The 14,203-nt window shown below is 56.7% G+C and carries 14 protein-coding genes; all 14 read left to right on the forward strand.

Translation table 11 applies throughout. From position 1 onward, the window contains the following. The first annotated feature begins 509 nt into the window (after positions 1-509). The 14 genes from RQ479_RS04080 (at position 510) to RQ479_RS04145 (ending at position 13,602) form a co-directional block, all read left to right on the forward strand. Positions 510-1,052 carry a recombinase family protein gene (locus RQ479_RS04080; protein WP_352517248.1) on the forward strand — a complete coding sequence of 181 codons (543 nt, stop codon included), beginning with the start codon at positions 510-512 and terminating at the stop codon, positions 1,050-1,052. After that, entirely contained in the window at positions 1,049-2,200 is a 1,152-nt protein-coding gene (locus RQ479_RS04085; protein WP_376704186.1) for a recombinase family protein, read from the forward strand. The genes RQ479_RS04080 and RQ479_RS04085 overlap by 4 nt, the downstream gene beginning before the upstream one ends. A 183-nt stretch (positions 2,201-2,383) precedes the next feature. Further along, entirely contained in the window at positions 2,384-3,697 is a 1,314-nt protein-coding gene (locus RQ479_RS04090) for a tyrosine-type recombinase/integrase (protein WP_376704187.1), read from the forward strand. A gap of 152 nt (positions 3,698-3,849) precedes the next feature. Then, positions 3,850-4,089, forward strand: coding sequence for a helix-turn-helix transcriptional regulator (locus tag RQ479_RS04095; RefSeq protein WP_376704188.1), 240 nt, complete (start codon positions 3,850-3,852; stop codon positions 4,087-4,089). Between the two features lie 175 nt (positions 4,090-4,264). Continuing rightward, positions 4,265-5,086, forward strand: a complete 822-nt coding sequence (locus RQ479_RS04100) for a hypothetical protein (RefSeq protein WP_376704189.1) — start codon at positions 4,265-4,267, stop codon at positions 5,084-5,086. Further along, a complete protein-coding gene (locus tag RQ479_RS04105; RefSeq protein ID WP_376704190.1) occupies positions 5,083-5,397 on the forward strand; it encodes a DUF6074 family protein in 315 nt (104 codons plus the stop codon). The genes RQ479_RS04100 and RQ479_RS04105 overlap by 4 nt, the downstream gene beginning before the upstream one ends. A gap of 209 nt (positions 5,398-5,606) precedes the next feature. Then, positions 5,607-5,759, forward strand: a complete 153-nt coding sequence (locus RQ479_RS04110; protein WP_376704191.1) for a hypothetical protein — start codon at positions 5,607-5,609, stop codon at positions 5,757-5,759. A 530-nt stretch (positions 5,760-6,289) separates the two neighbouring features. Further along, entirely contained in the window at positions 6,290-6,658 is a 369-nt protein-coding gene (locus RQ479_RS04115; protein WP_376704192.1) for a recombinase family protein, read from the forward strand. 329 nt (positions 6,659-6,987) lie between these two features. Then, on the forward strand, positions 6,988-7,260 hold the full coding sequence (locus RQ479_RS04120) for a hypothetical protein (protein WP_376704193.1): 273 nt from the start codon (positions 6,988-6,990) through the stop codon (positions 7,258-7,260). Between the two features lie 245 nt (positions 7,261-7,505). Continuing rightward, positions 7,506-8,330 (forward strand): 23S rRNA (adenine(2030)-N(6))-methyltransferase RlmJ, encoded by an 825-nt coding sequence (locus RQ479_RS04125; RefSeq protein WP_376704194.1) that lies wholly within the window; start codon positions 7,506-7,508, stop codon positions 8,328-8,330. A gap of 542 nt (positions 8,331-8,872) precedes the next feature. Then, positions 8,873-10,750 carry a ribonuclease H-like domain-containing protein gene (locus RQ479_RS04130; RefSeq protein ID WP_376704195.1) on the forward strand — a complete coding sequence of 626 codons (1,878 nt, stop codon included), beginning with the start codon at positions 8,873-8,875 and terminating at the stop codon, positions 10,748-10,750. Continuing rightward, positions 10,732-11,775: an adenylosuccinate synthetase gene (locus RQ479_RS04135; protein ID WP_376704196.1), complete on the forward strand. Its 1,044-nt coding sequence runs from the start codon at positions 10,732-10,734 to the stop codon at positions 11,773-11,775. Before RQ479_RS04130 ends, RQ479_RS04135 begins: the two co-directional genes overlap by 19 nt. Beyond that, entirely contained in the window at positions 11,772-12,899 is a 1,128-nt protein-coding gene (locus RQ479_RS04140) for a hypothetical protein (protein WP_376704197.1), read from the forward strand. Before RQ479_RS04135 ends, RQ479_RS04140 begins: the two co-directional genes overlap by 4 nt. Beyond that, positions 12,847-13,602, forward strand: a complete 756-nt coding sequence (locus RQ479_RS04145; protein ID WP_376704198.1) for a hypothetical protein — start codon at positions 12,847-12,849, stop codon at positions 13,600-13,602. The genes RQ479_RS04140 and RQ479_RS04145 overlap by 53 nt, the downstream gene beginning before the upstream one ends. The last annotated feature ends 601 nt before the right edge of the window (positions 13,603-14,203 follow it).

Below are 14,203 nucleotides of genomic sequence, written 5' to 3' on the forward strand. Positions count from 1 at the left end.
CCATGTTCTCGCGGCGTCGGTCCAACTCTGCAGAGATCAGGCAAGGCACCGCGACGGTTCGAACTGTCAACGGGTGGCCGTCGCAGTTTATTCCCATCTCATTTGCCAGGAAAAGTCTTCCAGCTACTGCAAGGTCAAGCCGCGCGATAGTCCGGCCGCCGCTAGAATGGAAATGTCCTGGCCCGGGACGACACCAATTTTCGGAGACGTTTATCGGACAGGCAGCGACTGTCGCCAAAATCCCCGGCACCAGCGCCACGGTCACACCGTGTACGGCACCTAGGAAGATCGAACATGCCCTCCAACCGGATTGCGATAGCGGTGCAAAGATCGCCAGCGCTAAACCAAGCACACTAGTTATGGTTGTCCAATAGGAGGGCAAGCTGTCTCGTTGCAGCGCTTTCTACGATCAGTTCCTCTAACCCTCCGTCGTTGACGCAGAATGTGTTAACGCGACGCCTGATTACACGGAGGGCCTCAGATATCGAAACTGCGGTGGTCTTTTTCGCGTGATCATCCAGATATCGGCAGACTTCAGTCACGACCCTTGCATCATGTCCGGCCGAGCGGCACTTTATCTCCGCGTATCGACGGGCCGGCAGGCCGAGCACGATCTTTCAATCCCAGACCAGCGTCGCCAGCTGCGGGCCTATTGTCAGGCGAAGGGGATTGCTGTGGCGACGGAGTTTGTTGAGCTAGGTGCATCGGCGACGGATGACAAGCGGCCCGAATTCCAAAAAATGATGGACGCTGCATCGCAACGGCCTGCGCCATTCGACATAATCTCTGTGCATTCGTTTTCACGGTTCTTCCGCGACCAGTTCCAGCTTGAATTCTACGTCCGTCGGTTGGCGAAGAACTGTGTTCGGCTGACGTCGATCACGCAGGATCTAGGTGATGACCCCATGAGCACGATGATGCGCCAGATCATGGCGCTATTCGATGAATATCAGTCCAAGGAGAAGCCAAGCACACGCTTCGAGCTATGCGCGAAAACGCCCGGCAGGGTTATTGGAATGGTTCCCGGCCACCCTACGGCTATAGGATCGTGACCGCCGAGCAACGTGGCACCCGGACTAAAAAGAAAATCGAACCGAACCCTCTGACCGCCGACCATGTCCGCTTGATGTTCCGTTTGGCGCATGCGGGCGATAGTGATCACGGCCCGATGGGAGTGCGTCAGATCGCTAGCTATCTAAACAATCGAGGGATTCGGACACAAACCGGAGGACAGTGGGGTCTCGGCGGAGTGCATCAGGTTCTAACGCGTACAACCTACATCGGGCGACATCGTTTCAATGTCAGCGGCAAACGGAAAGGTGTTGAGAAGGCGCCGGAAGATATCATCGATGTTGCGGTGCAACCGATCATCGAGGAGGACGAATTCAACGCGGTCCAGGATCTCCTCAAGTCGCGAAGTCCGCAATTGCGGGCGCCGCGATCCGTGAACAGTCCGACGCTGTTGGGCGGCGTTGTGTTCTGTGAGGACTGTGGAGGTGCTATGACTTTGCGCACCTCGGGAAAGGGCAAACAGTATCGATACTATACCTGTTGCACGACCGCCCGACAGGGGCATAGGGGCTGCAGGGGCCGAACAATGCCGATGGAGAAACTCAACGATTTAGTCGTGAATCATGTGGATCTGCGGCTATTGGACCCGGCTAGACTTGAGGAATTGCTGTCCGGGTTGTTGCGTCGGAGGGCAGAGCAAGTCGATCGCGAGAAGGATCGGGCGGGTGATCTACGACGACAAGCCGCCGACGCTGAAGGGAAGCTCACACGACTCTACGAAGCGATCGAGAACGGTCTGGCCGATTTAGCCGATAGCAACCTCAAGGGAAGAATCGCCGAATTGAAAAGAATTCGGGATGCGGCCAACGCCGACGCCGAGCGCGCGGAGCACCGAGACAGCCAAGCGATCGAAATTGCCCAAGAGGCTGTTGCGCGGTTCGCAGAAGGGGTCAGGCAGCGACCGCGGGCTCAGGACGGAAGCTTTAGGCGTCACCATCTGCAAACGCTGGTGCAGCGGGTTGAGGTTGGAGCCGACCGGATTCTTATCAAGGGATCAAAGGCTACACTCCTGCAGACGCTTGTCGCGTCTAGAGGAAACCCCAGTGTGCATATGGCGGGGCACGACGTTCGCAGTTTTGTACTAAAATGGCTCCCCGGGCCGGATTCGAACCAGCGACCAACCGGTTAACAGAGGTTTTCCACCGAGGTTTCATGCGTCAGCTTGCGACAGGCTGAATTGGCTGTATCCCTTGCAACACAAGGCTTTGGCCGCGCCTTTGTGTCTCGCGTTGTCGCATCCTATCTCGACACTGCGCGGGGTTTTGTGTAGATCATCCTGTAGATCACACGAACCGGTTGGTCGAGGGGGCGCATGCCGCAGGTCGAATTGACAGATAAATTTTGCCAGGCCGCGAAGGCAGGTGGAGGTCGGAAGACCGACTATTTTGACACGATCGTTAAGGGCCTCGTTCTCCGCGTTTCCACCGGCGGTGCGAAATCTTGGTATGCTGTCTATGGGCCACCAGCGAAACGAAGCTGGCTGAAACTGGGCTCCTATCCCGAGATGCCGCTTGGCACCGACAAGGGAGCCCGCCAGCGGGCGAAAGACACGCGCGCCAAGGTCGGCGAGGGTGGCGACCCGATCGCCGACAAGAAGGCTCTGGCGGCTTCGCAAACTGTCACCGATCTCGTTGAGAACTACGTCAAGCGCCATGCGGCGACCAAGCGATCTGGCGATGAAATTGCCCGTCGGCTGAGAAAGAATGTCTCGGGCAAGGATAGCGAAGGTCGGAAGATAGAGGATCCGTCAGCCGGCTGCATCGGTGACGTGAAGCTTGCGGAGCTCCATCGGCGGGATATCACGAAGGCGATCGACGCGGTCAAGGACCGCGGCGCCCACGTTGAGGCCAACCGTCTGTTCGAAGACTTGCGCGCCATGGTTCGGTGGGCGCGCGCTCGCGGTGACCTCGATCAGAACTTCACGGAAGGAATGCGCAAGCCGACCGAGACGACTGAGCGCGACCGCGTTCTCGACGCGGCGGAAATCGAAATCATGTGGAAGGCTCTTGCGGATGCTGACATGCGGGAATCGACCCGCCGTGTCATCCGGCTTTGCCTTGTGACTGGCCAGCGTGTCGGCGAGGTAGCAGGCATGACGGCAGGCGAGCTGGATCTTGAGCAGCGGCTGTGGACAATCCCGACCGCGCGATCGAAGAACAAGAGGGAGCACGGCGTGCCGCTATCGGCCATGGCGGTGGGCATCATCCGCGCCCAACTGACCGACAATGCCGCGCTCGCCGAACGAAAGGGCCGCGCAGTGCCGTCTGACGTTTTTCCTGGACCTGGCGCACGAGCATCCGTGACCGGTGCAGCGATAGCGAAAGCGATCAAGCGCGAAGAAGTCACCAAGCGCGGCGTTGCAACGATCATGGGCGTGGCACCTTGGACCGCACACGATCTAAGACGTTCGGCCGCGACGCATATGGAAATGCTCGGAATATCGCCATTCGTAATCGGCCATGTCCTCAACCACATCAGCGCGACGAAGGCTACTGTCACAAGCCGCGTCTACGCTCGTTACGACTATATGAAGGAAAAAAGGGACGCTCTGGACGTCTGGGCCGAGAGGCTTGCCGGAATTGTCACGGGCGGGGCTCAAGTTATTCCGATGATAACAAAAAAGTGAACGACAGAATGTCAACTTAGGGACGGTATTTATACCTGCAAGTTGCCACCATGGCAGCTTGTCTGTTTTAGCCGGAGTTTGATCAATTTTCATTATTGCGAGATGAGCTGTTTTGCTCTTTGTAGAGTGTCGCTGAAACATGGAGCGACACTATGGACGCCATCCCACTAATCGGTCTCTGCGACGACGATCTTGTCGATGAGGCAACAGCATGCAGGTTGATCGGCGGCAGTAACACGCCAATTCATCGTTCGACGCTTTGGCGCGGCATCCATGCCGGCCGCTACCCCAAGCCGCTCAAAATAGGCCCAAGTAGCAACAGGTGGCGCGTCGGGGAGCTCAAAGCCATAATCGACCAGGCTGCCGCCGATCGTGGGGAGCGGGCGGCATGAACTCGCTGGAGCCCATTCAAGACCCTGCAGTCCTCGAAGCAATTGAATGGTACTCGGCCTACAGGGGGGATCGTTCGCAGCCGGCAGTGCCGTTGCTGAAAGAGCGCTTTGGTCTGAGTGCGAAGCAGGCCTGTGGTGTGCTCCGCGAAGTCAACGCCAGGCGCGCGAGGGCGATGTGAGCTCTTCCCGTACTGCGAGGAACCAAAAGCGCATTGGCAATTGCATCCTTGCGGAGCGTCGCCCAAGACTGCGCGGGGGTTACAGCAAGACTCTTCAGCGTCTGGCGGAGGTCGAAAGGCTCATCGCCGATCGCTATGGACAGTTCCTGCCTCTCTCTGAGGTCGACAGCTTTCTCATTGTGGCTTGGAAGAGTCTCAAAGACCCTAAGAGCTGGCTCCGCCGATACGCACCGAATATCGTTGATGTTGATGCCGTCATTGATCCAATCGCGAGATCGCTCGAATGGCGAGATTGGAATCTGAATGGCTCGGACGCAGGCACTCGGCTGCAATTGCTCGTTCAGGAACGTCAGCGGCTTCGCATCACGACAATGTGGGCTGCGGACCTGCCGATCGAAGAGCAAAAGGCCGCCGCTAAGGCGGCTCGCAAAGAGCGTGATCGGGTTCGCATCGCTGAAAAGCGAAAGCAAGAACGAAAGCCGAGAGAGGTATGGTTGGCCGAGCATTCGACTAATCGTGACCGGCCTTGGGAGGCCATGGGGATCGGCCGAAGGGCCTATTACTACCGACTGAAGAAGGCAAATTGCACTGGTGTGTCGCATCTCACCGATGCGGATTGCACACGTCTGTCGCCGTTAGAGAACACCTTTGGTGTTCTTGATCTCATTGACGACCAATCTGTGCAAAGCCCATCACTGGTTCCGACGTTTCATGACCTGATCAGTGACGCATCGGGAAGGGAGGCCGGCCCCTCAAGGCCGGCCCGACCGTACCAACTCGACATGTTTGAAACAATCAATCCAAGAGGAACGAAATGAGCCGGCAGCTTTCGCTTTTCGATGTCCCTATCCCCATCGCGCTGAACCGGTCGGCCGAAGTGGTGCTTCATCCCGCGTGGTGTCGATCACTGGTCTCCCAGGCGGCGAGAGAAATTCTCACGCGACCGGTCACCAAGCAGGGATGGCATCGACGCGACCAGATGGCGATCTTTCGCGCTCGTGTCGCGGCGCGCGGCCTTGGGGCCGCCGCCATCGAACGAGAGATGAAGACCTTCGACTCGACGCTCCAATGCGAATTGCGACGCCAGGTCATCATGTCGATCCTGCGTGACCAGGGGGACGCAGCTTGACTGCTCAGCAAAGATCGCAGATCGGCATGGGAAATTGGTCGCCTGGTTGCGCTCATCGTCGCGTCGAAGATCGAAGGGGAGGGGGGCATCAATCTTCACAGCCTCATGAGGCTTCCACCCCACGGTGTGCCACGTTCAAATATAATTTTTCCAGCCCCAGAGAATTTCAGAATTTTTCTCAAAAACCCGAAAAAAATAGGGACTGAAAGATGACCGACAAGGAAATCCAAGCTTCGCGCGATCTAGCCCGCGAGTTCATCGGAACGGTCACTGCGAAATGGGCGGAGAGCGCAATACTTCTGCTTTTGGAAGATCGAAAGGGCCTCAAACCATGGGAGCTAAATTATGAACCGCCGTTCTGACGCAGGCCAATTGGAGTTGTTCGAACGCCTGCTACGGGGTCACGTTCGAATATTTTTTCCGGCCCCAGAGAATTTCAGACTTGTTCTCAGAAACCAGAAAAATAGGAGTTGAAATGACCATTGAAGAGATCGTCGCCGCCCGCGAGACGGCAAGAGAGTTGCTCGAGATGTTGAACCTACGACCTTCCATTTTCGGTCGAAGGCTACTACGACCCGCGAAATCATGAACCCTTGCTGGACCGCGAATCCGATTTGAAGCGGCGGAAAGCTTCTGCGTGCGGCACGCGGATCATGACACCAGAGGGCAAATTCGTGAGCGCTGCCGATCTTGAACGCATCGAGCCCCTTCATTGACGGCTCTGTTAAATCGTGTGGTGCAAACCCAGTCATACGGTATAATAATACCGCTATGTCAAACGCCAAATTGAACATGAGGCAGGAGCGTTTCTGCCTTGGCTTAGCCGAAGGGCTTCCTCAATCCAGAGCCTATATCGAGGCCGGCTACCATCGAGAGCTACTACGACGCGGCGGTGAGCGGTGCCGATGCGGTCACAGCGCGCCCTGGTTTTTCCGCAATGCTTGAGCGGCTCCTGTCAAATGGTGCGCGCACCATTCTGGTCGAGACCGCCTCCCGGTTCGCCCGCGATCTGATCGTTCAGGAGACTGGCTATGAGATGCTGAAATCACGTGGGATCGAGTTGATCGCCGTCGACAGTCCAGAAAGTTTTGTGGACAACACCCCAACGGCGAACCCGATTCGCCAAGTGCTCGGCGCGGTCTCTGAGTTCGAGAAGGCGATGCTGGTGGAGAAGCTCAAAGGGTGCCCGCGAGCGCAAGCGCCGCGAGACGGGCAGGAAAGTCGGTGGGCGCCGGAACTATGCCGAGATTTGCGGACTTGAGCTGATTGCGCTCGCAAAGAAGCTGCACCGGTATCCGGTCAATGGTCGCCAGCGCACCTTGGCCGACGTTGCAAAGGCACTGGCCGGGGGGATATCTGTCGAGCGCTGGGAAGCCTTACACGCCGACTGCAATCTCACGGATGCTGGCATCAAAAGAGAGTAAGGGTGCCGCAACACTCAAGCGCGACGCCAAATCATTGTCTTCGACGCTTGTAGCAGTTGCTGCCGAGATGAAAGACGATACCGATCTCGCGGATCCCGTGATGCGGACACCGCTCGGATCTCGTTGGTAGCCGTGCGGCCGATTGTTTGATTTTTGGGAGGACCGGATGGCGCTTCAGCTCTGGGTCAACGAAAGCGGCCACTATTTCGTGGACACCACGCTTGGTGGCATCCAAGTAGGCCAAACTTGGTGCACGCCTTATGGCGACTGGGCGGTTGAGGTTAACGATGAGGAGCTTTCCGTGCCCGACCTCGAGGCTGCAAAGCGGCTGTTTGTCGACTTATATGATGCATCCCGGGTAATGGTGAGCCCATTCACTATTTCGGCCGAAGATGACGGCTTGGAGGCGGATTTCAGGATTATCGACCTCCGCCGATAATAGCGCACTGGCAAACTATCATGGCGCCCAGCGGCACCCGCCCCGCCGGGGTTCGTCGGTGACGGGTTGGGGAGGTGAATGTGGGCCCCTATCAGGCGCGCCCGGCCGATACCCTCGTTCACAGTTCGGGACCTCATCATGGCCCGCCGCCCTTTGATTCGTTCCGACCTTCTCTAAAGCCGCCCTTCGATCTAATACCCTCGGAGTAGCTGTCGGCTCATGTGAGGGAAAGGCATCGAACAGGAATGAACTATCGACACGCGTTCCACGCAGGCAACCACACCGAAGTCTTCAAGCATGCCGCTTTGACGCTCATTCTTGAACACCTTTTGCAGAAACCCGCCTCGTTCGCCGTACTTGATACACATGGTGGAATCGGTACCTACGACCTGTTCTCTGAAGAAGCTATGCGAACCAACGAGAGGGATGCGGGGGTGAACAGGGTTTTCGGCAAGACCCTTTCTTCGGCACCCATGTATTTGAAGACTCTCGAGGCGCTAAACGGGCAATCCCTAAGGGTCTATCCGGGCTCACCGGAGCTAGTCAGACACGCATTGCGGGAGAACGACCGCCTTATTGTGTGTGAGTTGCATCCAGAGGACGGATCGCTGTTGAAGGAGCGATACCGGAAGGACCGTCGAATTTCGGTCCACCAGCGAGACGGCTACGAGGCAGTTGGGGCGATGCTGCCGCCCCTGGAACGGAGGGGATTGGTCTTCATAGATCCGCCGTTTGAGCTGAAGGGCGAAACGGATCAGATCGCGACTGCGCTTCAAGCGGGATTTCGCAAATGGGCGACTGGAATTTACGCTGTGTGGTACCCAATCAAGGATGCAGTCTTGGGTGACCGTATCGCCGCTGCTGCCATAGGAGCGGGATTTAACAACGTTCTACGCGCAGAATTCTGTCCGTATCAGCGTGACGGTGTCACTTTGGCGGGTAGCGGTTTGGTTATCTGTAATCCTCCTTGGAGGATCGATGAAAGGTTTCAGCGCCTTTGTCAGGAACTCACCGCGGTGCTCGGTGGTAAGCGCAGTTCTTGGTCGGTGGAACCTGCACCGCGCCCATAGCTCAGCCTCAGTGAATCCTGTCGGTCGGCTGCGGCTCATCAGACTCGATCGCGTGTATCACGCCCATAAGATCTCGCCATTTGTGGCACATTGCGAGATCACCGCGGGCTAGCGACCGGTCGGCTCTTGCATCCATGAGTTCCAGTGCTCGATCGGAACCGAGACGCCGCATCAAGTTCGCACCCCGGTACCAGGTGGATCGGCTAAAGCCATAGTCATGAAGGCGCGACGCATCATCGACAATCGACTCGATTTTTACGTCGTACTTCCCCACCACGTATTCTGATTTCTTCCGCTTCAAGTGGTCACCGTGCATCTCACGACCCTATGGAATATCTTTGTATAACGAATCGCCAATTATCGCCAAAAGGACCTGATAGAGGTAACCTAGCGCGGGGCAGCAAGCGGAGCATAAGGGTGCCAGCAATCCGGCCAAGAGAGGGCGTAGTGGCACAGGTGAAATCTGTCCGGGCGAGCCTGCTCAGGCCGACTGCCACCCAGCGAGCGCCGGAGGTCCTGCGAACTTTCAGAGATTCTATCTGATGCTGGCCCGTACACCAAGGACCGCAACGAGCGAGCGCAGACCTGTGTTGCCGTTGCGGCTGAAACAGCAGCTTGCTCTCTGTGGCCAGTATCCGGAACGCGTGTTGTTTCTCGATATTGAGACAACTGGTCTGAGCCATCACTACGACGAGATTACCGTCATTGGTTGGTCCATCGGTGGCCGCGCTTCCACGATGATTAAGGGCGAGAGCCATCAGCGGCTGCTGGAGGATGCCCATGAAGCGCTCGCCCTGGTGACATTCAACGGCATCCGGTTTGACCAGCGCTTCATCCGGCAGGAGTTCCCGGATGTTACGCTGCCCCCTCATCACCTTGACCTGATGTATCTATGCCGCCGGGTGGGTCTCACGGGGGGCCAAAAGGCGATTGAAAGAGAGCTTGGGCTTTCGCTGAGAGGTGAGATTGCGGATGTCGATGGCTTTGCCGCAGTCCTGTTGTGGCATCGATATCTCCGCGGCGACGTCGCCGCTTTGGAGACCCTTGTTCGATACAACCGCGCCGATATTGCGGCCATGGGTGCCATCTTCGATCACGTGATCGACAGGCTTTGGATAGAGCCGGACCTGTTCCTAAAGCGCGCTGCCTTTAAGGACTGGGCAGCTCCAGCTGGGTGGATCGACATTCCGCAATTCGGCACCGCTAGAGCCGAACTTTCGTCGGCCCCCGACTTCGATCAGCTGCTCGGAGGTAGCCCGGCAGAAGGCGCCCGCGTGGTCGGAATTGACCTGACGGGCTCAGAGGCTCGGGGATCCGGCTGGTGTTTGCTGGATGGCAAGAAGGCGGCTTTCGAGACCGTTTTTACCGATGAGGAAATCCTCCAGCAAACGCTGAGCAGCAATCCTGCCCTCGTTTCCATAGACTCACCGCTCTGCCTTCCGGCGGGGCGAACAAGCGTAGACGATACCGACCCCGGCCGAGAGCGCTTTGGAATTATGCGGGAGTGTGAGCGGGAGCTGAAGAGGCGTGGCGTCAACGTCTATCCGTGCCTGTTGCCCAGTATGCAGAAACTGACCGCGCGAGGGATCCGACTTGCCACGGCGCTTAGGAACCTTGGAGTTCCGGTCATTGAAAGCTACCCTGGCGCAGCGCAGGACATAATGCGGATCCCCAGAAAGGGCGCGGGTGTCGAATGGTTGAAAATGGGTCTCACGGATTTTGGTGTGATCGGCGATTTGAGCGTCGCGTCGCACGATGAGCTCGACGCCATCACTTCGGCGCTGGTTGGCTCGTTCCATTGGGCAGGTCTCGTTGAAGCTATGGGAACCTCCGAAGAGCCGCCGTTGATCATCCCGAAGCTCGATGGCAAAGCCCATCCGATCATCATCGGTATCAGTGGACCGATCGCTGCCGGCAAGACGACCGTAGCACGAGCTCTCGAGGAAATGGGCTTCGCGTACACGCGCTTCAGTCTCGTCATTGATGATGAGCTGAACGCGCGAGGCCAACCTCTGGACAGGAATCATCGACAAGCATTGGGCAACGAAATAAACCGCGCAGGCAAACAGAGATGGCTGGCCGAGCGGACTCTCTCACGTGTCGGCGACGCTGCAGCCATCGTCGTGGACGGGCTCCGGTTCCCCGAAGATCACGCATTCCTTGCCGAGCGCGCTGGCGGAAGCTACGTCCATGTCTTCGTAGACGCCGACGAGCGCAAGCGCCGAACGAGATATCTGGCGCGTGCTGCCGATGGTGATTTCGATGCCGTGTCCAGCTCGGAAGTTGAAAGCCAAGTGGAATCAATGCGTGCTTTGGCGCATCATCTGTTCCAGAACGAGGGACACAAAGAGGAAATTGAACTTTGGGCAGATCAACTGGCCGCACGGGTTAGGGGCAAGATATGCCAGTCTCCATCGTAGTCGGTGGCCAATTTGGCTCCGAAGGTAAGGGAAAGGTCGCGCTTGAAATTGTTAGGCGCAGTCGGGGTCCTGTAACCGTCATCCGGGTGGGCGGGCCGAACTCTGGCCACACGGCCTATGATCATAGCGGGAAAAAATGGGCACTCAGGCAGATGCCTGCCGCTTGCGTGGATCGCAATGTCGACGTCGTGTTTCCAGCAGGTTCATATCTGGACACAGAAATATTACTCAGAGAGATCGCTGAACTCGACTATCCGCTAGATCGCATTTACATCAGCAAATATGCCAATCTCATCACCCCGGAGCAAATAGCTTGGGAGGAAGCTTCTGGCCTTATCGGGTCTATCGGTTCCACGGGTTCCGGAGTTGGCGCTGCCTTATTGGCATCTACGGCACGCGGCGCGAAGAATTTCCCACTGGAGGCGTTCCATGCTGGCAATGATGCGCGGCTTGAGAATTTCCGGCGAGACACAACAGCCCTCCTCCATCGGAAGTTACTCGGCAAGGAGCGAGTCGTCATTGAGGGGACCCAAGGTTTCGGCTTGTCCCTGCTCGACGGGGGACACTGGCCAAAGGCTACTGCGCGATGCACCACCGCTGCGGCGGCACTGGCGGAAGCAGGGTTAAGCCCGCTTTTAGTCGATGACGTTACAATGGTGCTTCGCGCCTTTCCAATTCGTGTAGCGGGAGATTCTGGGCCGCTACTAGGGGAAACCTCATGGGCTCGCATTGCCCAGCGTTCGGGCCTTGAGAGAGATATTCGCGAGTACACGACGGTTACAAGAAAAGAACGGAGAGTCGGCGAATTCGACGCAACTTCCGTTAGGCGAGCCATACGCGCAAATACGCCCAATAGAATAGTACTGAATCACCTTGATTATGTTGGCGTTGCAGCCTCAGTGTCTGATCCAAACAGCGCTGTTTCCCAATTCATCAGGATAGTCAGCTCTCAAATAAAGCAGCGGGTCGATTGGTATGGATTTTCAGAACTTGGGATTTTAGAAGCCAACCGGGTGCCGGTTTGAGCGAACAGGGAGCTGATGTCGAGAGGTGTGCGCTCTCCGTTGTAGACGCAGACAAGGTCGCGCGAGCTTGCCTAGATTCACGCGATCCCTTCTCGTTTGACCAGGTTCCGCCCTCGCTGCTCTCTGCAGAGCATATTGAAAAGTATGTGCTCGCGACTGGCCTTATTGCCCCATTCTTCCTCGGAGGCGGCCGCAAATCGCGATTGAAGAAGGCGTCTTATGAAGGTCGAATCGGATCGAAGGCTTATGTCTTTGACGAAAAAAACGAACTCAAGCCCGTACTTATTCCAGATAAACCTCTACTTATTCCAGCGAACTCGATCGTCTTCGTAGAGTCCGATCTCGATTTTCGCTTGCCAAAGTATATAGCGCTTCGTTTTAATCTTCAGATTAGGCACGTTCATCGTGGTCTATTACTAGGAACAGGCCCGCTTGTCGATCCTGGATTCTGGGGAAAACTCTGCATACCGCTGCATAATCTTACCAATGAAGACTATGAAATCCCGCTGAGTGAGGGGCTAATATGGGTTGAGTTCACAAAGACCACTTCTGATTCCCGCGAAGGCCGAATCACTCTCGCTGAGGGCGAAAAGCACTCGGAACATTGGGAAATAGAGGAATTTCTTCGGAAGGCGGCAACTCCACTTGTAAAAGATAAGCCAAATATTGGCATAAGAAGCTCAATTCCCACCATGGTCGCCCGTGCGACAGGGGTAGCAGAAGAGGCGCGTGACGTTTCCCAAAAAGCACTGGAGGCGAGTGAGTCCGCAAGAAATAATGCGTCTAATGCGCAACAGGAGGCGAATAAAACACGAGATTTGTTTAATAGAATTGGGTGGCTTGGAGCTCTAGTTGGCGGGATTGCAGTCTTGACACTTTGGGCCACTTTTGTAGTCGGTATCGTAGCGTTCTATCTAGGGGTAGACAGCAGGGTGGATTCTCTTGGTGACCGAGTGAAGGAACTCGCATCCACAACTAACGAAAGCTCTCAGGAACAGCTGAAGGCACTCGAACGCCGGGTCGACGAGCTTCAGGCTATCATTGATAATCTGCGCCCTACTGACACTGACAATGCTAAACCTCAAGCTCCAAACGCCCCGCCAACGCCGCCACATGCAAGATAGATACGCGGGAGATGTTGGGGACTATATCAAACTTGCGTTAATCCGGACGCTGAGTGCCTTCGGGAAGGTTGGCGTATCCTGGTATTTATATCCGGATGAACGCCACAATGCGGACGGCAGGCACACCGCTTATCTGTACGAACGGGAGAACTGGCGTTATCTAGATCCAGAGCTTTTTGACCTTCTCCAGGAAACAGTTCTTGGCAGCAGGTCGGTGCAAGCACTTCATAGCGCCTTCGACAAAGATTCATACTTTGCCGCTGAACCTGTTCCGATAGGATTGCCAGCCTCAGAACGCAGCACTGCGCGAAAGAATTGGTTTGACAGAAGTCTTGATCAATTAACTCACTGCGACCTCGTCTTCGCCGATCCGGACAACGGACTAGTGGGCGATGAGGATTGGCGCCGGAAGGCCACAAGCTTCGGCAAGCAAATACCTCTGTCAGAGGCGCGTGCTTTGAGCGCGGGGCGATGCGCTGTGATCTATCACCACAATAGCAGGTTCAAAGGCGGGCACGACGCTGAGGTAGATAGCTGGTTGCGTGCTCTTGGGATGCCGGCGATTGCAGTCAGGGCGACTGCCTACAGCTGTCGCAGTTTTTTTGTGGTCAATCCGGATACGGAAATCGTCGAGCGTACTCGCGCGTTCTGCGACAGGTGGAAAAATCACAAGGTTCGGCTTCATGCTTCCACAAGCCTGTAGTGCACAACGCTCTGTACAGTCATTTCGCGCAGTTTCTCAAGCATTGGTCAAGGTCGGCGGCTGGCCGCAGAGCGGCCAGCTAGACGGCGGATGATGCGAAAGATGGCACTCGAGCCCCCCAGAGATCCGGCCAATTGAGACTCCCGCAAAGGAATATGGCTGCAGGTTATGGCAGCGGGCGACTTTCGGTAAAGCGGTGAGCTAGCACGTATGACCGGTTAGGCTCAGGGCCTGCCGTAGAGGTTCTCCGAACGAAGGGCAGAGAAGGGTCGACACGCGACTGCCGTGACGGCGATCCGTTGGTCCGTTCCTGGCGCAACCTGCTCGTCTTAACAGATGAGCCGACGGGCAACTTCCTACGCATCTCGGCCATTGGCAGAGGCCAGCTGACAGAGATTTGGCCCTAGAACGCCAGCGTGTGAGATCGTAGCTGCCGGGCTGATCGGGTGCCGATCGGCATCCCCTTCCGGGTTTAGCGGCAGGGCAGGGGACTTTGGAGCCCCACCAACCGGTGCGCAGCTAGGCTGCCCTTTGTGACATGGGAGAACCGGTAGGCGGTTGTGCTCTCGCTCACTACCGCGCGGAGAAATGCAGGCGGTTT

It is taken from the genome of Mesorhizobium sp. ISC25 (assembly GCF_042295465.1).
In the GTDB taxonomy this organism is placed as follows: Bacteria; Pseudomonadota; Alphaproteobacteria; order Rhizobiales; family Rhizobiaceae; genus Mesorhizobium.

Bases quoted from the DNA above. Each gene is read 5' to 3' on its own strand.
- RQ479_RS04090 (WP_376704187.1), top strand. From the start codon at position 2,384: ATGCCGCAGGTCGAATTGACAGATAAATTTTGCCAGGCCGCGAAGGCA.
- RQ479_RS04110 (WP_376704191.1), top strand. From the start codon at position 5,607: ATGACCGACAAGGAAATCCAAGCTTCGCGCGATCTAGCCCGCGAGTTC.
- RQ479_RS04130 (WP_376704195.1), top strand. From the start codon at position 8,873: ATGCTGGCCCGTACACCAAGGACCGCAACGAGCGAGCGCAGACCTGTG.
- RQ479_RS04105 (WP_376704190.1), top strand. From the start codon at position 5,083: ATGAGCCGGCAGCTTTCGCTTTTCGATGTCCCTATCCCCATCGCGCTG.
- RQ479_RS04095 (WP_376704188.1), top strand. From the start codon at position 3,850: ATGGACGCCATCCCACTAATCGGTCTCTGCGACGACGATCTTGTCGAT.
- RQ479_RS04135 (WP_376704196.1), top strand. From the start codon at position 10,732: ATGCCAGTCTCCATCGTAGTCGGTGGCCAATTTGGCTCCGAAGGTAAG.
- RQ479_RS04125 (WP_376704194.1), top strand. From the start codon at position 7,506: ATGAACTATCGACACGCGTTCCACGCAGGCAACCACACCGAAGTCTTC.
- RQ479_RS04145 (WP_376704198.1), top strand. From the start codon at position 12,847: ATGCTAAACCTCAAGCTCCAAACGCCCCGCCAACGCCGCCACATGCAA.
- RQ479_RS04120 (WP_376704193.1), top strand. From the start codon at position 6,988: ATGGCGCTTCAGCTCTGGGTCAACGAAAGCGGCCACTATTTCGTGGAC.